This is a genomic window from Rathayibacter sp. VKM Ac-2804 (genome assembly GCF_009866655.1).
Lineage (GTDB): Bacteria > Actinomycetota > Actinomycetes > Actinomycetales > Microbacteriaceae > Rathayibacter.
Genome location: NZ_CP047420.1, coordinates 3,540,888 through 3,566,929, shown reverse-complemented (window position 1 = coordinate 3,566,929; position 26,042 = coordinate 3,540,888). Strand labels below are relative to the sequence as shown.

Below are 26,042 nucleotides of genomic sequence, written 5' to 3'. Positions count from 1 at the left end.
CCCTCCGGTCGCGACGACCCGGCCAGTCAAGCACGACGTCAGACCGCCCAGCCCGCCTCCGCCAGAGCGAGCGCGGCATCGGCGCGCGGCGAGTACGGCAGGTCCTGATCCAGCACCACGCGGTAGTCGGTGTCGCCCGGGCCGACCCAGAGGATCGAGTCGTCCGCCCCGGCCCGGCCGACGGCGGCGCGCACGGCGAGCGCGGGCTCGGCGATCTCCTGCACCTCGCAGCGGCCGTCGCGGGCGCCGTCGAGCAGGGCGCGGCGGATCCGCGCCGGGTCCTCGAAGCGCGGGTGGTGGTCGGTGACGATCAGCAGGTCGGCACGCTCGGCGGCGGCGCGGCCCATCGGCGCGCGCTTGCTCGGGTCGCGGTCGCCGTCCGCGCCGAGGATCACCAGCACCCGGCCCGGGGTGACCTCGCGGAGGGCGTCGACGGTGCGGGCGACGGAGTCGGGGGTGTGCGAGAAGTCGACGTAGAGCCGCGGCCCGGCCTCGCCGGAGACGAGCAGGGTGCGGCCCGGTACGGCGACGTCGATGCCGTCGGCGACGGCGTGGGCGAGCGCGTCGCGGTCGTGGCCGGCTGTCGCGAGCATCACCAGCGCCAGCGCCGCGTTCGACGCCATGTGCCGGCCGATCAGCGGCACGGAGGTGGTGAGGGTCCAGCCGTCGGGCGCGGTCAGGCGGAACCGGGTCGCGTCGGCGCTCAGCGCGAGGACGTCCACCTGCCAGTCCGCCTCCGCGGTGGAGCCGACGGTGACGACCGGGACCTCCGCTTCCGCGGCGACCGTCCGGCCCTCCGGAGTGTCGACCACGACGACGCCGCGCCGGCTGCGCTCGGGGGTGAAGAGCCGCTGCTTCGCCCGGAGGTAGGCGCCGAGGTCGCCGAAGTCGTCCAGGTGGTCGTGGCTGAGGTTGGTGAAGCCGGCGACGTCGAAGACGAGGCCGTCGACGCGCGAGCGGATGAGCGCCTGCGCGCTGACCTCGATCGCCGCGGAGGCGACGCCGTCCTCGCGCATCCGAGCGAGGAGCGCGTGCAGCTCGGGCGCCTCGGGCGAGGTCAGGCGGCTGGCGACGACGGTGTCGCGGCTGCGGCGGTCCGCGGTCGAGCTGAGGCCGGAGGGCACGCCGAGCCGGCGCAGCACCGCGTCGAGCAGGTGCACGGTGCTGGTCTTGCCGTTGGTGCCGGTGACGCCGAGCAGCTCGGGCCGGTCGCGGTCGGTGCCGTAGACGCGGGCGGCGATCCCGCCGAGGGCGGCCCGCGGGTCCGGGGAGAGCAGCACCGGCAGGCCGCTCGCCCGCGCGGCCGCGAGCCCGGCCTCGTCGGTGAGCACGGCGACCGCTCCGGCCGCGGCGGCCTCGCTGGCGAAGTCGGCCCCGTGCCGGCGCCGGCCGGGCAGCGCGGCGAACAGGGCGCCGGGGGAGATCTCGCGGTGCGCGAGCGTGACGCTGCGGATCAGGACATCGCCGTCTCCGCTCGGCATCGACGTGTCGCCCAGCTCGCGCAGGGGGACGCCCGCGATGCGGCGGGGTTCGAGGAGCCGGAAGGTCGGCATGGGCCTGTCTCCTGGGGACGGACCGGTCCCGCGCGGAAGCGACCGCGCGGGACCGGAGGGGTCGTGCTACTTCGCGGTGGGGCCGTAGAACGAGGTGATCTCGTCCAGCTCCATCTCGGCCGTGGTCTGGATGAGCTTCAGCAGCTCGGGGTCCAGACCCGGCGAGAACTCCTCGAAGCGCTCCGGCGCGATCGTCGACGGAACGCCCTCGGGGGCCTGCTCGTTCGCCGAGAGGTCGGTGCCGTCGTTCGAGGGGGAGGCGCCGCGGAAGATCTTGCCCGCCTCGGACGCGCCCTCGAGGTCGAAGGTGAACTGCTTGCTCTGCAGGCCGAGGTCGACCAGCTTCTTCACCTCGGGGAACTTCTCGGCGTTGGTCTTCGGGATCGGCAGGGTCTTCTTCCAGTCGATGCCGAGGGTCTCCAGTGCCTTCGCGTAGCCGTTCTCGTGCGCCTGGTCGCGGACGATCAGGTACGCGATGGTCGAGCGAGCGGTCTTGTTCTGCGTCATCTCGTAGATGCGGCACTTCTGCAGCCGCCCGGTGGACTCGAGCATGAGGTTGTAGAGCAGGTCGAGCACGAGGTTGCCCGAGTTGTAGACGTAGCTGCCGCTCCACGGGTTGCCGACCGAGTCGACGGGCAGGGCGCCCTGCGCTCCGACGAGGTAGTGGTGGATGTTGCCCGTGTCGAGCGCGATGTTCAGCGGAGTCGCGCCGCCGGCACCCGGGGTGTCCAGCGGGTCGGTCGGCTTGCCCTGGTAGCGCGGCGAGCCGTCGAGCAGGCGCGAGATGGTCGTGCCGATCAGCTCGACGTGGCCGATCTCCTCGGTGCCGATGCCCTGGATCAGGTCGCGGTACGGCTTCGCGTCCGCGCCGCGGAAGTTCATCGCCTGGAAGAGGTACTGCATCATCGTGCGCATCTCGCCGAACTGCCCGCCGAGGCCCTCCTGCAGCGCGTTCGCGGCGGCCGGATCCGGCTCGTCCTGCTCGATGTCGTTGATGAGTCGTTGAACGTGGAAGTACACCATTGCCTCCAGAAGGATCGTCGGTGCCTCCACCCTCCGCCGCGCTGGGGGCGTTTGCAGAGCCCCTTGCCACCGAGGGGGTGCGCGTGCGACCCGGGCGGGCGCGAGGGGCCGCGCCGTTCGAGGCGTCCGCGCAGGCGTGGTCCGAGCCGGGCGGGATCCGTGCCGCTCGGGGTCCGTGCCGCTCAGGTCCGTGCCGGGCGGGATCCGTGCCGGGCGCGCACGGGTGTGCCAGGCTCGGAGGATGAGCGAGCAGGCGCGCACGGCCCCGGGACCCGTCGACACCCGGGCGCTCGCGAGTGCGGGCGCCGCCGTGCTCGGCGCGCTGCTCGTCGGGATCCCTCTGCTCGCCTCCGCGCTGGCGGTGGCCGCGATCGTGCTCGCGCTCGGAGCGCGCGAGCGCCTGCGCGCCGACGACCGGCTCCGCGGTGCCCGCGCGAGTCTCGTCGGCTTCGTGCTCGGGCTCGGGGTGCTCGCCGTGGCCTTCGGCCCGCTGGTGCTCGGGTGGGTGCTCGGGCTCTTCTCCTGAGGCCCTCGGCTACCTCTGCGCGAACGCCTCCCGGTACAGGCTCGTCAGCTCGGGGGAGTCGGCCGCGCTCAGCCCGCAGGTGAGGATCGTGTCGCCGTCGGCGGCGATCAGGTAGTCGATGCCGCGCTCGAAGACGATCGGGGCGCCGTCGACGGCCGACTCCGCCGCCTGGGTCACCGTCACCGCGTCGCCGACATCGCCGGCGAAGCGGTCGATCACGCGCAGGGTGACGGTGCCGTCGTCGATCGAGGCGACCTCGGCGCGGAAGGCGAGCTGCGACGGCGCGAGCGCCTCGGCGGTGACCGGGGCGCACTGGTCCATCGGTCCGCCGGTCGCGGGCAGCCGCAGCGCGGAGGCGGAGCCGCCGGTGGTGACGCCGAGGGCGAAGGGGAGCAGGAGCGACGCGGCGGCGCCCACGGCGAGCGCGCCGACTCCGACGATCAGCCAGGGGGAGCGGCGGCGGCGGACGGGGTCCGAGCCGCCTGGATCGGACACGGTGCCCGGCTCGCCCGACGCCTGCGCGCCCATCGCCCGCTCCCGGTGCTCGGCGAGCTGCGCGCGGGTGAGCGGAGCGAGCCCCTCCGCCGGGTCGGTCGAGCGCACCAGCCGGCGCAGCTCCGAGTCCTCGATCGCAGTCATCGTGCTCCTCCTTCTGTCGTCGTCGGGTCTTCGGTGCGGCTCTCGTACAGTTCCGCGAAGCGCAGGCGCGCCCGGTGCAGCCGGATCGACGCCGCGTTCGGCGTGATCCCGAGGACCTCGCCGATCCCGCGGGCGTCCAGCTCCTCCCACGACCAGAGCCGCAGCAGCTCGGCGTCGGACTCGCGCAGCCGCGAGAGCACGAAGCGCACGGCGTCGTCGGTGGCGGACGGCCCGTCCGGGTCGCGCACCTCCTGCGGCGGGTCGACGACGGCGATCCGGTGGGTGAGCAGCACCTGGCGGCGCTGCATCCGCCGCGCGTTCTGCAGCTGCAGCCGGGCGACGCCGATCGACCAGGCGATCGGGTCGTCCTCCGGCACGTCGGCGACGCGGCGCCAGAGCACGGCGAGGGTGGCGGCGAGCACGTCGTCGGCGGTGGCCTCGTCGGTGCGGCGCCACAGGTAGCGGCGGACGGGTTCGGCGACCGCGCCGGCGAGCGCGGCGAAGCGGTCGGGACCCGCGAGGGGAGCTGGCATGTGCCTCATGCTCCCTCCTGTCCGGCACGCCCGCCGTTCTTTCACCGGCGCGCCGAACGCGCTCCCGGCTGCGTCACGGGAGGGCGCCGCCGCCCGCCCGCCGCCTCGCTACTCTGGAGCGCCCCCTCCCCACCCCTTCCGCCGAGGAGCCCCATGCCCATCTGGTCCCTGCACGGCGACGGCCGCACCGTCGCGCCCGGAGCCGTCGTCGGCCCCGCCGAGCGGCTCAACTGGCCCGCGACCGTCGCGATCGGCATCCAGCACGTCGTCGCGATGTTCGGCGCGACCTTCCTCGTGCCCGTGCTCACCGGCTTCCCCGTCGCCACGACCCTGCTCTTCTCGGGTGTCGGCACGCTGCTGTTCCTCCTGATCACGCGCAACAAGCTGCCCAGCTACCTCGGCTCGAGCTTCGCGTTCATCGCCCCGGTCACCGCGGCGACGGCGGTCGGCGGCACGGGATCGGCGCTCGCCGGAGTCGTCGCCGTCGGCGTGCTGCTCGCGCTCGTCGGCTTCGTGGTGCAGTTCGCCGGTCTCGGCTGGATCGACCGCCTGATGCCCCCGGTCGTCTCCGGCGCGATCGTGGCGCTGATCGGCTTCAACCTCGCCCCCACCGCCTGGTCGAGCTTCCAGAAGGCGCCGGTCACCGCGACGGTCACGCTCGCCGCGATCATCCTCGGCAGCGTCTTCTTCCGCGGCTTCCTCGGCCGCGTCTCGATCTTCGTCGGCGTCGTGATCGGCTACGTCGTCGCGCTGATGCGCCAGGAGATCGACTACTCCGCCGTCGCCGACGCCGCCTGGGTCGGCCTGCCGCCGTTCACCTTCCCCGACTTCGCCTCCGGATCCACGTGGTCGGGCATCGCGATGTTCCTCCCCGTCGTGCTCGTGCTCATCGCCGAGAACGTCGGCCACGTCCGCGGCGTCGCGACGATGACCGACTCCTCGGTCAACCAGCACACCGGCCGCGCCCTGATCGCGGACGGCATCGCCACCACCGTCTCCGGCGCGTTCGGCGGCTCGGGCACCACCACCTACGGCGAGAACATCGGCGTGATGGCCGCGACCCGCGTCTACTCCACCGCGGCCTACTGGGTGGCCGGCGTCACCGCCGTGCTGCTGAGCCTCTCGCCCAAGGTCGGCGCGGTCTTCAACTCGATCCCCGCGGGCGTCCTCGGCGGCGCGACCACCGCGCTCTACGGCCTCATCGGCGTGATCGGCATCAAGATCTGGATCGACAACCGCGTCGACTTCTCCCGCCCGGTCAACCAGTACACGGCCGCCGTCTCCCTCGTCATCGCGATCGCCGGCTTCTCCTTGAGCTCCGGCGGCTTCGAGCTCGGCGGCATCGTCCTCGGCGCGGCCGCGGCCCTCGTGATCTACCACCTCGGCAACGCCGTCGCCCGCTGGCGCCGCACCGGCGCCGACGACGGCGGCCCCCTGCCCCCCATCGGCCAGCTCGGCGGCGACCCCCAGCGCTGAGCCCGCTCCCGCTCCGATCCGTCACGAACGGTCGTCCGCCACGCACGCAGACGACCGTCTGCGCCGGACCACGTGCGCCGGTCATCCCGATTCGACACTTTCTGCTGGTTCCGCAGGCTCGAAACCACAGAAAGTGTCGAACCGCGCGCCGGATCCAGCCCGACACGTGCGGCCGGCGCTCGGACACGTCGGTCTCGATACGCCGCCGCGCGGCTGCTCGACCAGCAGGGGTGGGTGCGTTCCACGAGTGGACGCGTTTCGGGCTCCAGCTGCCGCTCGGGACCCGAGAAGTGTCCAGTCGGTGACTCCGGGTGCGTCGAGTGGACGCGGAACGGGCGTACGGGCCTCCGCAGAGCCCGGTGCGCGTCCACTCGCATCGGCGGGCTCGCCCCGCGCTCAGGCCTCCAGGGCGCGCAGCGCCAGCTTCGCGTAGAGGTCCTCGAGCAGGAGGCGCGTGTCGACGTGGGTGTAGACGCGGAGGTCCGGGCCGTCGCCGGCGCGCGGGCCGTACTGGCCGTCGGGGGTGATCGAGGGGCGGGGGACCCGTGCGGTGCGGCTGGAGGAGGCGTCGGGCTCGAAGGCGGAGAGCAGGGCGGTCGCGAGGACGAGCGGGCTGTCGCCGAGGGCGTAGGTCTCCCCGAGGCTCAGACCGTGCGCGGCGCCCATCCGGAAGACGCCGTCGAGGGCGTCGTAGAGGTGCCGGCCGAGCTCGCCGGCGGTGCGCATCCGCACGCGCAGCTCGGCGACGGAGGCGAGCGGCTGGCGGTACGCGTCGCGCGGGAACTGCTCGATCGGCAGGGCCGACGCGAACACCTCGGCGGCGGCGGGCACGTCGATCAGCAGGTTGTACTCGATCGGCATCGCGCCGGGCGGAGGGACGGCCAGGCCGGGGTGCTCCGGCCCGCCGATCCAGACCAGCGTCATCCGCGACGCGATCGACGGCTCGAGGCGCAGCGCCGCCGCGACCTCGGTCAGCCCGGCACCGGCGCAGAGGTACAGCGGCCGCGGGTCGTCCCGCAGCGCCTCCGCCACGATCGCGCGCGCCGCCGCCGAGACACCAGCATCCGGAGCGTTCGACCCCGCGACCACCGGCACGTCCCGGCGCCCGCAGAGCGCGAGCACCTCGCGCGCCGCCGCAGCGGCGTTGTCGGCGGTCCGATCGGACGCGTCGAACGGATCCCCCGGCCGCAGCCGCGAGCCGACGACCAGCGCCAGCTCGACCGACTGCGACAGCGCGTGCTGCGCGAGCTGCACCAGTCCGTCCGGGTCGCCGGAGTAGTCGTTGTCCGAGATCACCCGCACCCGCGGCGGCACTGCGCCCACAACCGCGTCCCCGCCCCCGCCCCCGCTCACGAGACCACCCGCGTCAGCCGCACGGCCATGAACTGCCGCGCCGGCAGCTCCACCCGGAACGACCCGGAGAACACCCCGGGCACCCGCGAGACGGTCATCCCCCAGGTGTCGATCACGTCCACGATCCAGGAGTCGGAGGGGTCGCGCACGATCTGCCGGAACCGCGGCCGGTTGAAGCCGAAGTAGACCAGCTGCACGCCGCCGCCCCCGCCCCAGGGCGCGTCCCAGTCCGAGGGCAGCGGGTCGATCCGCCCGCCCGGCATCTCGGCCGTGATGCGCTGCAGGAAGGCGATGCGCGCCGGGCTGTCGCCGACGAGCTCGCCGCCCTTCGACCACCACAGCTCCTCGCGGTCGTTGAGGTACGTCTCGCCGTGGCCGACGTAGCCGCCGCGGACCGCCCCCTCCCAGAACCGCCGGACCATCTCCTCGCCGGTGATGTTGCCCCAGCCCTGGTCGATGTCGCCCTCGTAGGCGCACTCGTCGATCACGACGGGCTTGCCCCACTGCTCGCGCCAGGCGTCGGTGTTCTCGGCGGTGCGGTACACGTCGATCCGCTGCACGCTCGCGTGCGTGATCCACGGCCGGGAGTAGTCGTAGAAGCCGAAGCAGTTGTGGATCGAGAGCAGGTGGCCCACCGGGTCCTCGGCGACGACGAGCGCGGCGAGGCGCTCCCAGTCGTCGACCGTCTTCGACCAGAGCAGGTCGTACTCGTTGGCGAGCGACCACCAGACGTTCGGCGAGGCGGCCAGGCGCCGGACGACGTACCGGGTGACGAGGTCGTCGGCGGCCCGGCCCATGTCCGAGAAGCCCCAGCGGTCGTAGGCGTGGAAGAGGATCACGTCGGCCTGGATGCCGAGCGCGTCGAGGTCCGCGATCCGCTCCTCCAGCCGGCGGAAGAACGCGGGCACGGGCCGGTCGAAGTCCCAGCCGTCGCCGTCGCGCTCGAAGGGGTAGAGCTCCGGCTCGTTCGTGTTGTACAGGTACGCCTTCGGGAAGACGCAGTGCCGCACCTTGGTGAACGGCGCGTCGGCGAGCGTGGCGAGAGTCGCCTCCTGCAGCGCCTCGCTCTGGTGCGTCCAGGCGTACGCGGTCGTGCCGAGCGGCAGGTGCCGGGCGCCGTCCTCGTGCGCGAAGTGGAAGGTGTCGGCGACCCGCACCGGCCCGTGCGCGCCGGGCAGGGCGGCCTCGACGGTCACGGAGGCGGTGAGGCCGTCGAGCGAGCGCGCGGTGGAGGCGGTGGTCACGCTCCAGACGCCGGCGGTCGGAGGCAGGAACCGCACCCGGTACACCCCGTCGCCGTCGTAGAAGCCGCCGGCCCGCACCGTCTCGTCGCCGAGCGAGAACTCCGCCGAGAACTCGACGTCGACGAACGGATTGCCGTGCGACGGCCCGTCGACGACGACCTCGACCGGAGCCCACACGGTGCCGGGAGCGACCGGTCGCACCACGGCGGACGCGACAGCCACGTCCTCGCCCTCGTAATCGACCCGCGGCAGCACGGCCGCCCGCTCCGGTCGCGGCGCCGCCGCTCCGGAGTCGTCGACCGCGTCGAGCGCCGCCCAGAACGACGCCTCGCGCTCGGGGTCCGCCTTCAGCAGCGGGTCCATCCCCACGACGAGTCCGACCGGAGCGGAGCGCAGCTGCACCAGCAGCGGCGAGTTGACGACGCCCGGCACGAAGCGGCGCACGACGTCGCCCGCCTCCCCGTGGTCGAGGACGGCGGCCAGGGTCGATTCGCGGGAGAAGCCCACGGTCACACCTCCACGGTGGTCAGGGTCTGCACGGTGCGCCGGAACTCGGCCTGCATGTCGAGGGCGTCGCGCTGCAGCAGCCACTGCACCTGCAGCCCGTCCATGGTCGCGATCACGCGGATCGCGGCGCTGCGCGGATCGACGCCCGGCACGAGCTGCCCGCGGGTCAGCATGTCGCCGAACGCGCCGGTGAACAGGTCGACGATGAAGCGGTAGCGGTTCGCGAAGTACTCGTGCGCCGGGTGGTCGGCGTGGGTCGCCTCCGCCGAGAGCACGCACTGCAGCTCGACGAGCCCCGGGATCTCGGTGTTGTAGGCGACGAGGTCGATCAGCGCGCGGACCGTCTCGATGCCGGGAACGGCGTCGCCGCTGGGCACCCGGACGATCGAGTGGTCGTCGCGGAGGGTGAGCACCGCCGAGAGCAGCTCCCACTTGTTCGCGAAGTGGTGCAGCACGCCGGCCTGGCTGAGCCCGACCTTCTCGGCGATCTCGCGGAGCGACGCGGCGTGGTAGCCGCTCGCCGAGAAGACCTCCAGGCCCGCGGCCACGATCTCGGCGCGCCGGGCGGCGGTCTTGGCGTACTGCCCGCGCGGTCGCCGCGGGGGAGAGGTGGGGAGTGCCATGAAGTGCCTCCAGGCGCATCGTTGCGAGGGGGCACGGAGCCTCCGGTGCGAGAAACCTAGCCGCTAGAGGTTTCCGAGTCAAAAACCTGGTGCCGAGTCGGCTTTCGGAAAGCTCCCCGTCAGCGTGCAGTTCCAAGCGCCTCGCGGGATGTGAACGGTCACGAAAATCACGAAAACCTAACGGGCCGAAGTTTTTCTTCCCAAAACCTAGGGGTCATCTGTTTTTCGTGTTAGCTTCCTCGGCACCGGTTCATGGGAGAACCGGGAGAACCTGGAGACCGAAGATGTTCCGATGGAAGAGGCTGGCGGCCGCTGCGATCGCCGTCACCACGATGGTCGGCCTGACCAGCTGCGCGGCCGACTCCGGCGGCGGCGCCTCCGGCGGCTCGAGCGAGACGCTCACGCTGGGTGCGATCCAGACCCTGTCGACGTTCGCCGCGGCGGACTCGTACTGGGCCAACGAGTCGCCGTACATGCAGGCCGTCTACGACAGCGTGCTGCGGGCCGAGCCCGACGGCACCATCACCGAGGGCCTCGCGTCGGAGTGGACCTACAACGAGGACAACACGGTCCTCACCCTGAAGATCCGCGACGGCGTGACCTTCTCCGACGGCTCGACGCTCGACGCCGACGCCGTCGCGCAGAACCTGATCCGCTTCCGCGACGGCAACTCGCCCGACACGAACAAGATGGCCGACCTCGCCGACGCCGTCGCGACCGACGCCTCGACCGTCACGGTGACCCTCAAGCAGGCCAACCCGACGTTCCTCTTCTACCTGACCCAGAACGCCGGCCTCGTCGAGGCGCCCTCCGCCTTCGAGTCCGCCGACATCCAGACCGTCCCGGTCGGCTCCGGCCCCTACGAGCTCGACGCGTCGAAGACCGTGATCGGCACCTCCTACGCCTTCACCAAGCGCGACGGCTACTGGGACGAGGACTCGGTCCACTACGACAACCTGAACATCAACGTCTACAGCGACTCCACCGCTCTGGTGAACGCGATCAAGGGCGGTCAGGTCAACGCGGCGAACACGGTCGACAACAACGACCTCAAGGAGATCGAGGCGTCGGGCTTCACCGTCAACGCCTTCGAGCTCAACTGGACCGGTCTGCTGCTGCTCGACCGCGACGGCACCATCGCGCCGGCCCTGAAGGACGTCCGCGTCCGCCAGGCCATCAACTACGCGTTCGACAAGGAGTCGCTGCTGACGGCCATCGGCCAGGGCTACGGCACCCCGACCACGCAGATCTTCCCGACCTCCTCCGAGGGCTACGACGAGTCGCTCGACGACGACTACCCCTACGACCCCGAGAAGGCCAAGGAGCTGCTCGCCGAGGCCGGCTACCCGGACGGCTTCGAGCTGAACATGCCCTCGAGCTCGCTCGTCGGCTCCTCGACCTTCACGCTGATCCAGCAGCAGCTCTCCGAGGTCGGCATCACCGTCACCTACACCGACGCCGGCAACAACTTCATCGCCGACGTGCTCGCCCCGAAGTACGCCGCCACCTGGCTCACGCTGCAGCAGGACCCCGATTGGGCCCTGATCAACTTCGAGCTCAGCCCCAATGCGATCTTCAACCCCTTCAAGAACGCCGACCCCGAGCTCGAGACGCTGATCGAGGCCGTCCGCACCGCGGACGAGTCCGGCTACGCCGCCGCCGTCCAGGCCGTCAACGCCTACACGGTCGAGAACGCCTGGTTCGCCCCCTGGTACCGCCAGCAGTCGAGCTTCGTGACCGACGCGAACACGAAGGTCGAGACCCAGACGGGCAACGCCTACCCGTACCTCTGGAACATCACCCCGGCCTGATCCGGAACGCGGGGGCCGGCTTCGACGCCGGCCCCCGCTCCCTCTTCTCCGCGCGTCACCGATCCGCTGATCAGGCCCGCGCCCTCCTCCGTTCGAAGGACCACTGATGACCAGGTTCATCCTGCGACGCGTCGTCTCGGGGATCATCCTCGTGGTGCTGATCTCCGTCGTCGCCTACGCACTCCTCTATCTCGGCGGCGGCGACATCGCCCGCCGCATCCTCGGGCAGAACGCGACGCCGGAGGCCGTGGCCCAGCGGGCCGCGCAGCTCGGCCTCGACCAGCCGATCTGGACGCAGTACCTCGGCTGGCTCGGCCACGCCGTGACCGGCGACCTCGGCAGCTCCTGGTTCACCGGGCAGGCGGTCACCACCGCCATCTCCACCCGCGTCACCGTCACGCTCTCCCTGGTGATCGGCGCCACGATCATCTCCGCGATCGTCGCGGTCGTGCTCGGCGTCTGGGCCGCGGTCCGCCGGGGCTGGGCGGACAAGCTCGTGCAGCTGGTGTCGATCCTCGGCTTCGCGATCCCCGGCTTCCTGATCGCGCTGGGCCTCGTCACCGTCTTCGCGATCAACCTCCGCTGGTTCAAGCCGACCGGCTACGTCACCCTCACCGACTCGTTCTCGGGCTGGATCGCCACGGTCACCCTGCCGATCATCGCCCTCGCGATCGGCGGCATCGCCGGTGTCGCCCAGCAGGTCCGCGGCTCCGTCATCGACGCGCTCCGCCAGGACTACGTGCGGACCCTGCGCTCGCGCGGCCTGCCCGCGAACCGGATCGTCTTCCAGCACGTGCTGCGCAACGCCGGCGGCCCCGCGCTCGCCGTCCTCGCCGTGCAGTTCATCGGCCTCCTCGGCGGCGCCGTCATCGTCGAGCAGATCTTCGCGATCCCCGGTCTCGGCCAGGTCGCGGTCACCGCGACCACCCAGGGCGACATCCCGCTGGTGATGGGCCTCGTGCTCGTCACCGCGATCATCGTCGTCATCGTCAACCTGCTCATCGACCTGCTCCAGGGCTGGCTCAACCCGAAGGTGCGACTCTCATGACCGCCACGACTCCGCTGCCCGCCAGCACCCCGTCGGTCGGAGTGGAGGAGCGCGCCGCCCGCACGCACCTCTTCCGCCGCCTGCTGCACAACCCGGTCGGGCTCGTCTCGCTCGTCTTCCTCGCGATCGTCGTCCTCTCCGGGATCTTCGCGCCGCTGCTCGCCCCGGCCGACCCGAACCGCGCCTCGCTGCAGGACGTGCTCGCCGAGCCCGGCGCCGCGCACCTGCTCGGCGCCGACAGCGCGGGCCGCGACGTCCTCTCGCGACTGCTCTTCGGCACGCAGTTCAGCCTCGCCGGCGCCCTGGTCGCGCTCGCGGTCGCCGTCGTCATCGGCGTCACCAGCGGACTGCTGGCCGGCTACTTCGGCGGCTGGTTCGACTCCGTCTCGGCCTGGACCTCCGGCCTCGTGATGGCGCTGCCCGGCTTCGTCGTCCTGCTGGCGGCCCGCGCCGTCATCGGCCCCTCGATGTGGCTCTCGATGGCCATCTTCGGCGTGCTGCTCTCGCCGGCCTTCCACCGGCTGGTCTACGCCTCCGTCACCGCGGTGCGCGGCGAGCTCTTCGTCGACGCGGCCCGGGTCTCCGGCCTCAGCAACGGCCGGATCATCGCCCGGCACATCCTCACCGTCGTCCGCGCTCCCGTCATCATCCAGGCCTCGCTCGTCGCCGGCATCGCCATCGCGATCCAGGCCGGACTCGAGTTCCTCGGCCTCGGCGACCTGTCGATCCCCACCTGGGGCTCGATGCTCAACGACGGCTTCTCCAACGTCTTCAACGCCCCGATCCTGATGCTCTGGCCGAGCCTCGCGATCGCGCTCACCTCCATCGCGCTGACCCTGCTGGGCAACGCGATGCGCGACGAGCTCGAGCGCAGCGCCTCCGGAGCCAAGCGCTCGAAGAAGCGCAAGTCGGCCTCGGCCCCCGCGACGGTGCCGACCAGCCTGTCCACGATCGGCATCCAGACCATGCTCGACGAGGACGCCGCGGCGCCGAAGACCGTCGTGCACGAGGAGGAGGCCGGCGCGACCGGTACCGACAAGAACGTGGCCGAGGAGATCCTCCGCGTCACGAACCTCTCGGTCGGCTACGGCCAGAACGACGGCTCGGTCAAGACCGTGGTGCACGACGTGTCCCTCGCGGTCCGCCGCGGCGAGATCCACGGCCTGATCGGCGAGTCCGGCTCGGGCAAGACGCAGACCGCCTGGTCGGTGCTGCGCCTGCTGCCCGAGGGCGGCCGGATCACCGGCGGCTCGATCGTCTTCGACGGCAAGGACCTCGCGCACCTGTCGGAGAAGGAGATGACCAAGCTCCGCGGCAAGCGCATCGCGTACATCCCGCAGGAGCCGATGTCGAACCTCGACCCCTCCTTCACCATCGGCACGCAGCTCGTGCAGCCGATGCGGATCTGCCTCGGCCTCTCGAAGGCGGCGGCGAAGGAGCGGGCGCTCGGCCTGCTCGCCCGGGTCGGCATCCCCAACCCGCAGCGCACGTTCGACGCCTACCCGCACGAGGTCTCCGGCGGCATGGCCCAGCGCGTGCTGATCGCCGGCGCCGTCTCCTGCGACCCCGACCTGCTGATCGCCGACGAGCCGACCACCGCGCTCGACGTCACGGTGCAGGCCGAGGTGCTCGACCTGCTCCGCGAGCTGCAGTCGGAGCTGAACATGGGCATGATCCTCGTCACGCACAACTTCGGCGTCGTCGCCGACCTGTGCGACCGCGTCTCGGTCATGCGCGACGGCCGGATCGTCGAGACCGGGCCCGTGCGCTCGATCTTCGCCGACCCCCGTCACCCCTACACCCGCGCCCTGTTCGACGCGATCCTCGAGGAGGGGCCCGCCCGCGGACCCCTCGTCGCCACCACCGCCGTGAAGGAGTCGAGCCGATGAGCGCCGCACCCGCCGCACCGTCCGAGCTGCTGCTGGACGTCAAGGACGTCGTCGTCGAGTACCCGGGCAAGGGCTTCCGCGCCAAGCCGTTCCAGGCGCTCAAGGGCGTCTCGCTCGACATCCGCCCCGGCGAGACGGTCGGCCTGGTCGGCGAGTCCGGCTCGGGCAAGACCACCCTCGGCCGCGCGGTCCTGGGGCTCGCCCCGGTCACCGGCGGCGAGATCCTCTACAACGGGCGCGACATCGCGCACCTCGACCGGCGCCAGCGCCGCGGGCTCTCCTCCGAGATCCAGGTCGTCTTCCAGGACCCGTACACCTCGCTCAACCCGTCGCTGACGATCGAGCAGATCCTGGTCGAGCCGCTCACCGTGCGGAAGGTCGACGCCAAGGTCGCCTCCCAGCGGGTGCGCGAGCTGCTCGATCAGGTCGGGCTGCCGCAGTCCGCGGCCGACCGCCTGCCGCGCGAGTTCTCCGGCGGTCAGCGCCAGCGGATCGCGATCGCCCGGGCGCTCGCCCTCGAGCCGCGGCTGATCGTCTGCGACGAGCCCGTCTCGGCGCTGGACCTCTCCACCCAGGCGCGCGTCCTCGACCTCTTCACCGAGATCCAGGAGCGCACCGGAGTCGCGTACCTCTTCGTCTCGCACGACCTCGCCGTCGTGCGGCACCTCTCGCACCGCGTCGCCGTGATGTACCACGGCGAGATCGTGGAGTGGGGCGACGGCGACCAGGTCACCTCCCGCCCGGAGCACGCCTACACCCAGCGCCTCTTCCTGGCCGCCCCGGTCGCCGACCCGGTCCGCCAGGCCACCCGCCGCGAGGAGCGCCGCGCCTTCGTGGCCGCCCACCCCTGACACCCGCCCCCTGGACGCGCTGCGCGTCCGTCCCCTCTCCGCGAGATGCCTCTTCGGTACGCCTCACCCGGCGTGTCGCGTACTCAAGTGGCATCTCGCGGAAGGGGCCGGGGCGGGGCGCACCGTCAGAAACTTACTACTGCTAGGTTTTGAGGGACGACGACGTCGCCTCCCGAGAGAGAAAGAGTCACCGTGACCGACACCTCCACTGCTCCCCGCATCCCGGCCGAAGGACCCGACGCCGACGCCCTGCTCACCGAGCTGATCGGGCGCCTCGACCTCGAGGAGAAGGTGCAGCTGCTCACCGGCCGCGACTTCTGGACCACCTGGCCGATCGAGAGGATCGGCCTGCGCCGCATGCTCGTCTCGGACGGCCCGTCGGGCGTCCGCGGCGAGGTCTGGGACGAGCGCTCGCCCTCGCTCAACCTGCCCTCCGCAACCGCCCTCTCCTCCTCCTGGGACCGCTCGATCGCCCGCCGCTACGGCGCCGCCGCCGCGGTCGAGGCGCGCCGCAAGGACGTCGACGTCGTCCTCGGCCCGACCATCAACCTGCACCGCTCGCCCCTCGGCGGCCGCCACTTCGAGGGCTTCAGCGAGGACCCGGTGCTCACCGCCGATCTCGCCGCGGCCTACGTGGCCGGCGTGCAGGAGAACGGCGTCGGCGCCACTCCCAAGCACTACATCGCCAACGACTCCGAGACCGACCGCTTCACCGTCGACGTCCGCGTCGGCGACCGCGCGCTGCGCGAGCTCTACCTGCTCGCCTTCGAGCGCGCGATCGTCGAGACCCGCGCCTGGCTCGTCATGAGCTCCTACAACTCGATCAACGGCACCACCGCCACCGAGAGCGACCTGCTCGAGACCCCGCTGAACAGCGAGTGGGGCTTCGACGGCGTCGTCATCAGCGACTGGACCGCGGTCCGCACCGTCGACAGCGCCCGCGCGGCGCAGGACCTCGTGATGCCCGGCCCCGACGGCCCGTGGGGCGCGGCGCTCGTCGCCGCCGTCCGGGACGGCTCGATCGAGGAGTCCGTCGTCGACCGCAAGGTCCGCCGCATCCTCCGCCTCGCCGCCCGCGTCGGCGCGCTCGAGGGCTTCGAGCCCGCCGTCGCCGAGCCGGTCCTCGTCGAGGACGGCCGGGCCTTCGCCCGCGAGGCCGCCGCCGCCGGCAGCGTGCTGCTGCGCAACGAGGGCGAGCTGCCCTGGGACGCCTCGGCGCTCACCTCCGTCGCCGTCATCGGCCACAACGCCCGCGAGGCCCGCACTCAGGGCGGCGGATCCGCGACGGTCCTCCCCGAGAAGGTGGTCACTCCGCTCGACGGCGTCCGCGCCGCGCTGCCGCACGCCCGCGTCGACTACGCCCTCGGCGCGGTCGTGCAGGACGGCGTCGCCCCGCTCGTCCTCGAGACGATCACCAACCCCGTCACCGGCGAGCCCGGGCAGCGCGTCCGCTTCCTCGCCGAGGACGGCGCCGAGCTGTTCGTCGAGGACCGCCGCGCCACCTCGCTGGTCTGGTTCGGCGGCACCGCGCCGATCGCCGCCTCGGCCCGCGTCGAGTTCTCGACGATCCTCACCCCCGCCGCCGACGCGACCGTCCGCCTGGGCTTCGCCGTCGCCGGCACCGCCCGCGTCTACGTCGACGGCGCGCTCTTCCTCGAGGAGACGCTGGCCGCTGTCGGCTCCGACCTCGGCGCCGCGCTGCTCGCCCCGCCGTCGGTCTCCGCGCCGCTGACCGTCACCGCGGGCACGCCCGTCGACATCCGGATCGAGTACGACATCGTGCACGCCGAGGGCGACCTCGAGGGCGCACTCGGCTTCACCTACGGCCTCGAGCCCGACGCCACCCCCGCCGACGAGCTGATCGCGGAGGCGGTGGCGCTCGCCCGCGACGCCGACGTCGCCCTGGTGGTGGTCGGAACGAATTCCGCGGTCGAGTCCGAGGGCTACGACCGCAGCTCGCTCGACCTGCCCGGCCAGCAGGACGCGCTGGTGCGCGCCGTGGCCGCCGTCAACCCGCGCACCGTCGTGGTCGTCAACGCTGGCGCCCCCGTGCTGCTGCCGTGGCGCGACGAGGTCGCGGCCGTGCTGGTCGGCTACTTCGGCGGGCAGGAGATGGGCGACGCGGTCGCCGACGTCCTGCTCGGCCGCGTCGAGCCCGGCGGACGCCTGCCCACCACCTGGCCGGTCGCGATCGAGGACGTCCCCGTCCTCTCCACGCTGCCGACCGACGGCGAGCTGCACTACGACGAGGGCATCCACATCGGCTACCGCGCCTGGCTGCGCAGCGAGGTCGAGCCGGCCTACGTCTTCGGCCACGGCCTCGGCTACACCTCGTTCGAGCTCGTCTCGGTCTCGACGCCCGAGCCCGTCCGCGGCGGCGAGGACGTCGAACTCCTCGTCGACGTCGTCAACACCGGCGAGCGCGCCGGCAAGGTCGTGCTGCAGGCCTACGCCGAGCGCCGCGACTCCGCCGTCGAGCGCCCGGTGCGCTGGCTGGTCGGCTTCGAGAGCGCGACGCTGGAGGCGGGCGCGAGCGCGCAGATCGCCGTGACCGTCCCGACCCGCCTGCTCGCCACCTGGAACGACGGCTGGGAGTACGAGGCCGGAGCGTTCACGATCCGCCTCGGCACCTCGCTCGAGGACGTCCCGCTGGTGACCGAGCTGGAGCTGCGCGCATGAGCGCGGCCGTCGTGCCGGGCGGAGTGGCGATCGGCGGAGTCGGCGCCCCCTTCCCCAACCCGTTGATCCCCGGCTTCAACCCGGACCCGAGCGTCGTCCGCGTCGACGGCGTCTACCACCTGGTCACCTCGACGTTCGAGTACCTGCCGGGCATCCCCGTCTACCGCAGCACCGACTTCGAGACCTGGGAGCGCGTCGGCAACGTCGCGACCCGCGCCGAGCAGATCGGCGTGGAGGAGGTGCCCACCGGCCTCGGCGTCTGGGCGCCGACCATCCGCCATCACGACGGCCTCTTCCACGTGATCGTGTCGGTGCCCGCGGGAGTGGGCACCGTCGTCTTCACCGCGGCGGACCCGGCCGGGGAGTGGAGCGACGGCACCGTCCTGACCGATGCCGACGGCGGCCCCCTCCAGGGCATCGACCCGGATCTCGCCTGGGACGAGGACGGCACCGCGTTCGTCACCTACTCCGGCCTGATCCTGAGCGGAGGGGAGGCCGGCGCGCACCTCGGCATCCAGCAGGTGCGGGTCGACCTCGCGGCCGGCCGCATCCTGGAGGAGCCGCGCTCGCTCTGGTCCGGCACCGGCGGCGGCTTCCCGGAGGCGCCGCACCTGTACCGGCGCTCGGTCGACGGCCGGGACGTCTGGTACCTCCTCATCGCCGAGGGCGGCACGGAGCGCGGCCACGGCGTCTCGATCGCCCGCAGCGACTCCCCGGTCGGCCCGTTCGAGACCGCGCCCGGCAACCCGTTCCTCACCGCCCGCGGCACCACCCGCCCGGTGCAGAACACCGGCCACGGCGACCTGGTGGAGGGCCCCGACGGCGAGACCCTGCTCGTCCTGCTCGGTGTCCGCCCGCGCGGGGCGACCCGTGCCTTCTCGGCGCTCGGCCGCGAGACCTTCGTCACCCGCGTGACCTGGGCGGACGGCTGGCCGGTCGCCGAGCCCGTCGCGCTCGCGCCGCGTGGTCCGCTGCGCGACGACGTCGACTTCTCCGGTCCGCTCGACGCGGGCTGGATCGGTGTGCGCCGCCTGCCGACCGCGCTCGCCACCGTGGCGGACGGCCGGCTGTCGCTGCCGGGGGAGGGGCGCACCCTGCGGCACCCGCAGCCCACGTTCGTCGGCCGCCGCCAGCTCACCCAGACCATGCAGGCCTCGGTCGTCGTCGACGTCTCGGCCGGCGTCGGCGGGCTCGCCGTCCGCTACGACGAGACGACGTTCGCGTCGGTCGAGGCGGAGTCGACCGGTTCCGGCACGCGGGTCACCGCCCGCGCCGTGATCCCGTCCTTCGAGCAGGAGTGGATCGCCGAGCTGCCGGAGGGCCCGGTGACGCTGATGCTGGAGTCCGAGCGCGACGCCGGCGTCGGCTTCGGCCCCGGCCAGATGACCAGCGACTTCCTCGTGCTCCGCGCGGAGGCGGGCGGCGTCTCCCGCACCCTCGCCCGCATCGACGGCCGCTCCTTCACCGCCGAGACCGCCACCTCCTTCACCGGCCGCGTCCTCGGCCTCTACGCCACCACCGGCACCCCGACGTTCACCGCCTACCGCTACGCAGGCACCGACGACTGACCCGCGCCCCATGCTGATCGAGTAGCCCTCGCAGAGGGCGTATCGAGATCCACCGTTCTGCAGACGTCGGGTCTCGATACGCCGCTGCGCGGCTACTCGACCAGCAGGCGACCGCCGCTCCCGGGTTGTACCACGTCTGCGTCCAGCCGCAACCACGTGAACTCCCAGGCGGCTCGCCTCTACCGTCGAGGGAGGCGACCGCAGCAGCGGCCTGCCGCACACCGAGTGAGACATCAAGGAGCACTACCGTGTCGCAGATCATCGAGACCGTCGACGTCAACGTCCCCGTGTCCGTCGCGTACAACCAGTGGACCCAGTTCGAGGAGTTCCCCAAGTTCCTCGACGAGGTCGAGTCGATCCAGCAGGTCACCGACGTCCTGACCGTCTGGAAGGTGAAGGTCGGCCCCGTCGAGCGCGAGTTCGAGGCCAACATCACCGAGCAGCACCCCGACGAGCGCGTCGCCTGGAACAGCACCGGCGGCGAGACCGACCACGCCGGCGTCGTCACCTTCCACAAGCTCTCGGACACCGAGACCCGCGTCACCGTGCAGCTCGACTGGGAGCCGAAGGGCTTCTTCGAGACCGTCGGCTCGCTCGTCGGCGCCGGCAGCCACGCGGTCAAGAAGGACCTGAAGAACTTCAAGGAGTACATCGAGTCCAAGGGCACGCCGGACGGCGCCTGGCGCGGCGACGTCGAGGCCTGAGCCCCGATGTCGGACGACAGCACCCCGGACACCGGGACTCCTGAGGACGGCGGCCTCGGCACCGAGGGCACCATCCCCGACTCCGAGGACGGGATCGCCCTGGGCGTCTCGGGCGACTCGCACTTCAACCCCGAGGAGGACGCCCCGAGCGACTCCGAGGGCGAGGCCGACGAGAAGTAGCAGCACGAACGGAAGGGCCGGAGGCGGTGACGCCCCCGGCCCTTCGTCGTCTCAGCGCCAGGCGCGAGCGTACTGCGGCGGCACGAGGCCGAGCGGAGCGCCGAGCTCGCGGGCCATCCGCGACGGCGCGTGCGGGTCGCGCAGCAGCTCGCGCGCCAGCAGCACCACGTCGGCGTCGCCGCCGGCCACCACGCCCTCGGCCTGCTCAGCCGTGGTGATCAGCCCGACCGCCCCGACGGGAGCGCCGGTCGCCCGGCCCACCTCGCGGGCGAACGGCACCTGGTAGAGCGGTGCCACCGGGATGTCGGTCCCCTTCACGAGTCCGCCGGTCGAGACGTCGAAGAGGTCGACGCCCTCGTCGCGCGCCCACTCCGAGACCGTGATCGTCTCCTCGAGCGTCCAGCCGCCCTCGGCCCAGTCGGTGGCCGAGAAGCGGACCAGCAGCGGCAGCTCGCCGATCTCGGCGCGCACGGCGCGGACGACCTCGAGCAGGAGCCGCGCACGGTTCTCGAGCACTCCGCCGTAGGCGTCCTCGCGGTGGTTGGAGAGCGGCGAGAGGAACTGGTGCAGCAGGTAGCCGTGCGCCGCGTGCAGCTCGATCACGTCGAAGCCCGCGTCGACGGCGCGGCGGGCGGAGGCGCGGAACGCCTCGACGATCCCCGGCAGCTCCTCGGCGTCGAGCGCCCGCGGCGCCGCGTAGCCCTCGAACGCGACGGCGGAGGGGGCGACGCTCTCCCAGCCGCCCTCGTCGACGGGGACGGAGCCGCGCCCGCTCCACTCGCGGTACGTCGACGCCTTGCGGCCGGCGTGCGCGAGCTGGATGCCGGCGAGGGCGCCCTGCCCGTGCACGAAGTCGACGATCGGCGCCCAGGCCGCCTGCTGCGCGTCGTTCCAGAGCCCGGTGTCCCAGGGGCTGATCCGCCCCTCGGGGACGACGCCGGTCGCCTCGACGATCACGACCCCCGCCCCGCCGCGCGCGAGCGAGCCGAGGTGCACGAGGTGCCAGGGAGTCGGGACGCCGTCCTGCGCCTCCACCGAGTACTGGCACATCGGCGCGGCCCAGACGCGGTTGCGCGCGGTGCGCGAGCGGAGGGTCAGCGGCTGGAAGAGGGCGGGCGAGTCGGTCGGGGTGTCAGTCGTGTCGGTCACTCCAGGCCCAACCGACGGAGCGGCCCGACTATGCCCGCGGACGTCCGGTGCGGCCCCGCTGTCGCTCAGCGCGGCCAGCTCGACCCCGGCGCCTCCTGCCAGACCGAGCTCGGCGGCGCGAGCGACTCCAGCTCCTCGAAGAGCGCGTCGGGGATGTCGAGCGCGTCGTCCGCGACGAACGCGTCGTAGTGCTCGGCGGTCGTCGCGCCGACCACCGTCGTCGTCACGCGCGGGTCGCGGGTGGAGAACTGCAGCGCCGCGGCCGCCAGCGGCACTCCAGCCCGCTCGCAGGCCTCGCCCATCGCGGCGACGGCGTCGACGATCTCCTGCGGCGCGGGCGCGTAGGCGTAGGAGCGCACCGGCTCCGGCCAGCGCGCGAGCGCCCCGCCGCCGTAGACGGCCGCGTTCACGACGACGACGCCGCGCTCGACGGAGGCGTCGATCAGCTCCTCGGAGGAGCGGTCGACCAGCGTGAAGCGGTTGTGCGTGATGACCGCGTCGAACAGCCCGGTGTCGACGTAGTGGCGCAGCATCGGCGCCGGCCCGCCCGAGATGCCGATCGAGAGCGCGACGCCCGCCTCCTTCATCGCGACGAGCGCGCGCACCGGACCGTCCTCGGCGAAGGCCTCGTCGTAGGAGATGCGCTCCGGGTCGTGCAGGTAGAGCAGCGGCAGGACGTCCATGCCCAGGCGCTCGCGGCTCTCGTCGAGGCTGCGGCGCATCCGCTCGGCGGAGTAGCTGCCCGTCTCGGGGTCGCGGTCGAGCTTCGTGACGACGGTGACCCCCTCCGGCACCCCGCCGCGCGCTCGCAGCGCCTCGCCGATCAGGCGCTCGCTGTGGCCGAGCGCGTACTCGTTCGAGGTGTCGATCACCGAGACGGGGCGGCCGGCGCCGGAGTCGAGCACGCGCTCGAGCGCGGGGACGGTGCCGAGCGAGCCGACGCGGTCGGGGTTCCAGGAGGTGCCGAGGGTGAGCCGGGTCACCGTGGCGCCCGACGGGCCGAAGGGACGGAGCGCGGAGGGCTGAGAGGTCATCCCGTCAGCCTGGCAGCCGGAGTGCTCAGTGCACCAGGGCGTCAGTGCACCAGCGTGCTCAGCCACACCACGACGAACCCGAGGAGCGTCGTGACGAGCGTGCTGAGCAGTCGGCGCCGCCACGAGCTGCCGCGCCGCGCCGACATCAGGTAGCCGAGCGCGGCGAGGATCGCCACGCCCGCGCCGAGCGCCAGGTAGTACGCCGTCCACTCGTCCAGCACGCCGAGCGGGCCGAGCGCGAGCAGCAGCGCCGGCACGACCATCGCGGCGATCATCCCGATCGAGTGCCGAGCGGTGTCGCGCACAGCGGCGAGGACGGAGCGCGGAGTCGGATCCGACTCGGGGAGGCGGGCGATCGTCCCGGAGTACAGGTGCGCGATCCAGAACACGGTCACCGAGCCGAGAAGGAAGAGCAGGACGTCGAGGTCCGTGTCCTCGTTCCAGCCGACGGCGATCAGCGTGAGCGAGAGCACCGTGCCGTAGATCGCGCCCTCGGTGCGCATCACGGCGCCGAGTGCGCCGACGGCGACGACCGCGCCGGTGCGCGTGGTCACGATCCGCCGCTGCGGCGGAGCCTGCTCGAGGGTCGGGGAGTCGTCGGGATCCATGGAGCTCGGCCTTCCGTCGGGCGCGGGCGACCGGCGGCGGACCGGTCTGACCACACCCTAGGGCCTGTCGGACACGATCCCGCGTGCTCGCGACGGCGGTCCCGCGTCCGGCGGGCCCTAGCGGCGCGCCTGAGCCCGCGGTCGCGTCTTCAGCGGCACGGGCGGCAGGTCGGCGAGGGCCGGGGCGACGAAGCCCGAGACGTCGGAGTAGTGCTCCTCCTCGCCCGCGCGGACGAACGACCAGCACTTCAGTGACGCGGGGCGGTCGCGCAACGGCAGGGGGCTCGCCTCGATGACCAGCGCGCCGTCACCGCGGAAGACCACTCGGGCGGGCACGCCGCGGCGGCGCCCGTCGATCGTGTGGCTCGCGGTGGGGCGGAGCACGCCGTCGCGGCTGTCGAGGCCCACGGAGAGGACGGAGCGGAAGTCGTCCGAGGCCGCGCCCATCCCGATCAGGAAGTCGGGGCCGGTGTCGCGGAGCACGAACACGACGTCGAGCCCCTTCTCGTGCCGCAGGGCGTAGGTCGCGGCCAGCATCCCCTTGCCGAACGAGGCGGCGCGCGCAGCGGCGTCCTCGTGATGGGTTCGAGCTTCCTGCTCGCGCATGCGGCACTCCTTCGGGTCCCCTTCACCGTAGAGGAGAGCCGCCCTATGATCGCCCCGTGCCTCGCATCCCGGACAGCGTCCCCACGCCCGCGCTCGTGCTCGACGAGTCGATCCTCGACCGCAACATCGCGGCCACCGCCCGCTCGGCCCGCGACCGCGGCGTCGCGCTGCGCCCGCACGCCAAGACGCACAAGTCGATCGAGATCGCCCGGCGGCAGCTGGCGGCCGGCGCGGTCGGCCTCACCGTCGCGACGGTGTCCGAGGCGGAGGTGTTCGCGGCCGGCGGCGTCGAGGACCTCTTCATCGCCTACCCGCTCTGGCTCGACGCCGAGCGCGCCGCCCGCCTCCGCGGGGTGCTCGAGCGGGCGCGGGTCCGGGTCGGCGTCGACTCCGCGGAGTCGGCGCGCCGTCTCGCCGCCGCGATCCCGGCGGGGCTCGAGGTCGTCGTCGAGGTCGACTCCGGCCACCACCGCAGCGGAGTGCCGCCGCAGGAGGCCGGCGCGGTCGCCGCCGCCGCGGTCGAGGCGGGGCTCGACGTCGTGGGCGTCTTCACCTTCCCCGGCCACAGCTACGCCCTCGACGGCCGCCGCGCCGCGGCCCGCGACGAGGCCGCCGCGCTGACGGCCGCCGCCGCCTCGCTCGCCGACGCCGGGGTCACGGCCCGCGTGATCAGCGGAGGCTCCACTCCGTCCCTCGAGTTCGCCGACACGGGCGTCCTCACCGAGCTGCGCCCGGGCGTCTCGGCCCTCGGCGACGCGCAGCAGTGGGAGATCGGCACCATCGGCCCGGAGTCGATCGCCGTCACCGTGCTCGCGACGATCGTCGCCCGCCGCGACGACCACCTGATCGCCGACGCCGGCAGCAAGGTGCTCTCCTCCGACCGCGGCGCCGCCTCGACCGGCTTCGGCCGCCTGCTCGAGCACCCGGAGGCCCGCATCACCGTCCTCTCGGAGCACCACTCCACGATCACCGGCGTCGATCTGCCGCTCGGCACCCGGATCCGCATCGCCCCCAACCACGTCTGCGTCGCCGTCAACCTCGCCGACGACTACCGCGTCCTCCTCGCCGACGGCGGCACCGCCACCTGGCCGGTCGACGCCCGCGGCCGCAACACGTAGCCGCTTCCTGCTGATCGAGTAGCCCGCGGAGCGGGCGTCTCGAGATCCGCCAGGTCAGCGCCGCGGCACCCGCAGCCCGACCACCGCGGTCAGCCCGAGCAGCAGGAACGCCGAGGCGAACGCGGCCGTCGGCGACGCGGCGTCCGCGAGCGCCCCCGCGAGCAGCGGCCCGACGACACCGCCGAGGTCCGACGCCGCCTGGAAGAACGACACCGGCTTGCCGCCGCGCTCACCCGCCGCGTCGCCCACGAGCGCGCCCGGCGCCGTCCCCATGAACGCCGCCGCCGCTCCGTACACGCAGAGCAGCGCGATCAGCAGCCACAGCTCGTGCACCAGCGGCATCGCCAGCATCGCGACGGCCGCGACGGCGAACCCGCCGATCAGCGCGGGCCGCCGCCCGACCGTGTCGACGAAGCGCCCGGCCGGCGCGAGCGCGATGGTCTGCACCACCGCCGCGATGGCGAACGCGATGCCCGTCCAGGCCGGCTCGTCGCCGAGCCCCTCGACGACGAGCACCGGCACGAGCGTCGCGCGCACGCCCATCGCCGACCAGCCGAGCGCGAAGTTCGCGAGCACGGCGCTCTGGTAGCGCGGATCGCGGGCGACCTCCCGCATCGGCTTCGGCGCCGCGACGGCCGCTTTCGCCTCCGCGTCCCGGTCCGGCCGCTGCAGGAGCACCAGCCCGACCAGCCCGGCGATCGCGAGCGTCCCCGCGTAGAAGAAGAAGGGAGCGGTCAGCGAGATCGCCGTCAGGACGCCGCCGACGGCCGGTCCCGCCATGCCGCCGAGCAGGAACCCGCCCTGGTAGAAGCCGATCGACCGGCCCCGCCGCTCCGGATCCGCCGTCCGCAGCAGCAGCGTCATCGCGGCGACCGAGAACATCGCGGAGCCGATCCCGCCCGCCCCGCGCAGCAGCAGCAGGTGCGCGTAGTCGCCGGCGAGCCCGACGAGCGCGCTGGACACCGCCACGATCCCGATGCCGACGGCCAGCACGATGCGCTCGCCCACCCGGTCGACCAGCGGCCCGACGAACGGATTCGCGACCAGCCGCATCAGCGCGAACGCCGACACCACCGCGCCGACCTCGACGTAGCCGACCCCGAAGCTCCGCACGTACACCGGCAGCACCGGCACGACGACGCCGAACCCCAGCATCACGAAGAAGGCGACGATCCCGAGGACCTTCACATCGCGGGGGAGCCGCGCCCCGGGTTCACGGTTCTTCCACGGAGCACGCACCCACCGACGCTACCCCGCGCCTCCGACACCCGAGTCCCGAGCGGTCGGTACGCTCACTCGGATGTGGCGGAGGAGCAGAGC

23 protein-coding genes are annotated in these 26,042 nt (G+C 72.9%); 11 read left to right on the top strand and 12 right to left on the bottom strand.

The window, feature by feature from the left end:
• Positions 1-38 precede the first annotated feature (38 nt).
• Together GTU73_RS16615 and GTU73_RS16610 are read right to left on the bottom strand one after the other, a co-directional pair.
• Positions 39-1,553, bottom strand: a complete 1,515-nt coding sequence (locus tag GTU73_RS16615; RefSeq protein WP_160090754.1) for a UDP-N-acetylmuramoyl-L-alanyl-D-glutamate--2,6-diaminopimelate ligase — start codon at positions 1,551-1,553, stop codon at positions 39-41.
• Positions 1,554-1,619: 66 nt separating this feature from the next.
• A complete protein-coding gene (locus tag GTU73_RS16610) occupies positions 1,620-2,573 on the bottom strand; it encodes a manganese catalase family protein (RefSeq protein ID WP_127888570.1) in 954 nt (317 codons plus the stop codon).
• 244 nt (positions 2,574-2,817) lie between these two features.
• Between GTU73_RS16610 and GTU73_RS16605 the strand changes: the two genes are divergently transcribed.
• Positions 2,818-3,102: a hypothetical protein gene (locus GTU73_RS16605; protein ID WP_160090753.1), complete on the top strand. Its 285-nt coding sequence runs from the start codon at positions 2,818-2,820 to the stop codon at positions 3,100-3,102.
• Between the two features lie 9 nt (positions 3,103-3,111).
• On the opposite strand, the gene GTU73_RS16600 is transcribed toward GTU73_RS16605, so the two are convergent.
• Both GTU73_RS16600 and GTU73_RS16595 read right to left on the bottom strand, forming a co-directional pair.
• Positions 3,112-3,741 (bottom strand): hypothetical protein, encoded by a 630-nt coding sequence (locus GTU73_RS16600; RefSeq protein ID WP_160090752.1) that lies wholly within the window; start codon positions 3,739-3,741, stop codon positions 3,112-3,114.
• Positions 3,738-4,274, bottom strand: coding sequence for a sigma-70 family RNA polymerase sigma factor (locus GTU73_RS16595; RefSeq protein WP_160090751.1), 537 nt, complete (start codon positions 4,272-4,274; stop codon positions 3,738-3,740). Before GTU73_RS16595 ends, GTU73_RS16600 begins: the two co-directional genes overlap by 4 nt.
• 153 nt (positions 4,275-4,427) lie before the next feature.
• On the opposite strand from GTU73_RS16595, the gene GTU73_RS16590 reads away from it, so the two are divergent.
• Complete coding sequence (locus GTU73_RS16590) at positions 4,428-5,750, top strand: solute carrier family 23 protein (RefSeq protein WP_160090750.1); 1,323 nt, start codon at positions 4,428-4,430, stop codon at positions 5,748-5,750.
• Positions 5,751-6,146: 396 nt separating this feature from the next.
• Here the strand turns inward: GTU73_RS16590 and GTU73_RS16585 are convergent, their stop codons facing one another.
• From GTU73_RS16585 to GTU73_RS16575, 3 genes are read right to left on the bottom strand one after another with little or no spacing between them, the layout of a single operon-like run.
• Positions 6,147-7,073, bottom strand: coding sequence for a nucleoside hydrolase (locus GTU73_RS16585; protein ID WP_208543687.1), 927 nt, complete (start codon positions 7,071-7,073; stop codon positions 6,147-6,149).
• A gap of 26 nt (positions 7,074-7,099) precedes the next feature.
• Positions 7,100-8,854 (bottom strand): DUF5605 domain-containing protein, encoded by a 1,755-nt coding sequence (locus GTU73_RS16580; protein ID WP_167306054.1) that lies wholly within the window; start codon positions 8,852-8,854, stop codon positions 7,100-7,102.
• Positions 8,855-8,856: 2 nt separating this feature from the next.
• Positions 8,857-9,477, bottom strand: a complete 621-nt coding sequence (locus GTU73_RS16575) for a TetR/AcrR family transcriptional regulator (protein ID WP_160090749.1) — start codon at positions 9,475-9,477, stop codon at positions 8,857-8,859.
• Between the two features lie 284 nt (positions 9,478-9,761).
• Between GTU73_RS16575 and GTU73_RS16570 the strand changes: the two genes are divergently transcribed.
• From GTU73_RS16570 to GTU73_RS18985, 8 genes are all read left to right on the top strand, one after another.
• Positions 9,762-11,288, top strand: a complete 1,527-nt coding sequence (locus GTU73_RS16570; RefSeq protein WP_160090748.1) for an ABC transporter substrate-binding protein — start codon at positions 9,762-9,764, stop codon at positions 11,286-11,288.
• A gap of 106 nt (positions 11,289-11,394) precedes the next feature.
• Complete coding sequence (locus GTU73_RS16565) at positions 11,395-12,336, top strand: ABC transporter permease (RefSeq protein WP_160090747.1); 942 nt, start codon at positions 11,395-11,397, stop codon at positions 12,334-12,336.
• The gene (locus GTU73_RS16560; RefSeq protein WP_160090746.1) at positions 12,333-14,225 is read left to right on the top strand and encodes a dipeptide/oligopeptide/nickel ABC transporter permease/ATP-binding protein; all 1,893 of its coding nucleotides are present in this window, start codon (positions 12,333-12,335) and stop codon (positions 14,223-14,225) included. The genes GTU73_RS16565 and GTU73_RS16560 overlap by 4 nt, the downstream gene beginning before the upstream one ends.
• Positions 14,222-15,076: an ABC transporter ATP-binding protein gene (locus GTU73_RS16555; protein ID WP_127887476.1), complete on the top strand. Its 855-nt coding sequence runs from the start codon at positions 14,222-14,224 to the stop codon at positions 15,074-15,076. The genes GTU73_RS16560 and GTU73_RS16555 overlap by 4 nt, the downstream gene beginning before the upstream one ends.
• Before the next feature lie 219 nt (positions 15,077-15,295).
• A complete protein-coding gene (locus GTU73_RS16550; RefSeq protein WP_160091447.1) occupies positions 15,296-17,755 on the top strand; it encodes a glycoside hydrolase family 3 C-terminal domain-containing protein in 2,460 nt (819 codons plus the stop codon).
• Positions 17,752-19,323, top strand: coding sequence for a glycoside hydrolase family 43 protein (locus GTU73_RS16545; RefSeq protein WP_160090745.1), 1,572 nt, complete (start codon positions 17,752-17,754; stop codon positions 19,321-19,323). The genes GTU73_RS16550 and GTU73_RS16545 overlap by 4 nt, the downstream gene beginning before the upstream one ends.
• 248 nt (positions 19,324-19,571) lie before the next feature.
• Positions 19,572-20,027 carry an SRPBCC family protein gene (locus tag GTU73_RS16540; RefSeq protein WP_160090744.1) on the top strand — a complete coding sequence of 152 codons (456 nt, stop codon included), beginning with the start codon at positions 19,572-19,574 and terminating at the stop codon, positions 20,025-20,027.
• 6 nt (positions 20,028-20,033) lie between these two features.
• Positions 20,034-20,207 (top strand): hypothetical protein, encoded by a 174-nt coding sequence (locus GTU73_RS18985; protein WP_164874539.1) that lies wholly within the window; start codon positions 20,034-20,036, stop codon positions 20,205-20,207.
• Positions 20,208-20,258: 51 nt separating this feature from the next.
• Here GTU73_RS18985 and GTU73_RS16535 read toward each other — a convergent pair whose 3' ends face one another.
• The 4 genes from GTU73_RS16535 to GTU73_RS16520 all read right to left on the bottom strand — a co-directional run bounded on the left by GTU73_RS16535 (position 20,259) and on the right by GTU73_RS16520 (position 23,604).
• Positions 20,259-21,356, bottom strand: coding sequence for an NADH:flavin oxidoreductase/NADH oxidase (locus GTU73_RS16535; RefSeq protein ID WP_160090743.1), 1,098 nt, complete (start codon positions 21,354-21,356; stop codon positions 20,259-20,261).
• Positions 21,357-21,421: 65 nt separating this feature from the next.
• Positions 21,422-22,390, bottom strand: coding sequence for an aldo/keto reductase (locus tag GTU73_RS16530; protein WP_160090742.1), 969 nt, complete (start codon positions 22,388-22,390; stop codon positions 21,422-21,424).
• A gap of 41 nt (positions 22,391-22,431) precedes the next feature.
• Positions 22,432-22,998, bottom strand: a complete 567-nt coding sequence (locus GTU73_RS16525) for a hypothetical protein (RefSeq protein WP_160090741.1) — start codon at positions 22,996-22,998, stop codon at positions 22,432-22,434.
• Between the two features lie 117 nt (positions 22,999-23,115).
• The gene (locus GTU73_RS16520; RefSeq protein WP_160090740.1) at positions 23,116-23,604 is read right to left on the bottom strand and encodes a hypothetical protein; all 489 of its coding nucleotides are present in this window, start codon (positions 23,602-23,604) and stop codon (positions 23,116-23,118) included.
• Between the two features lie 56 nt (positions 23,605-23,660).
• Between GTU73_RS16520 and GTU73_RS16515 the strand changes: the two genes are divergently transcribed.
• Positions 23,661-24,722, top strand: coding sequence for an alanine racemase (locus GTU73_RS16515; RefSeq protein ID WP_208543685.1), 1,062 nt, complete (start codon positions 23,661-23,663; stop codon positions 24,720-24,722).
• A 54-nt stretch (positions 24,723-24,776) separates the two neighbouring features.
• On the opposite strand, the gene GTU73_RS16510 is transcribed toward GTU73_RS16515, so the two are convergent.
• Positions 24,777-25,961, bottom strand: coding sequence for an MFS transporter (locus GTU73_RS16510; protein WP_244231678.1), 1,185 nt, complete (start codon positions 25,959-25,961; stop codon positions 24,777-24,779).
• Between the last annotated feature and the right edge of the window lie 81 nt (positions 25,962-26,042).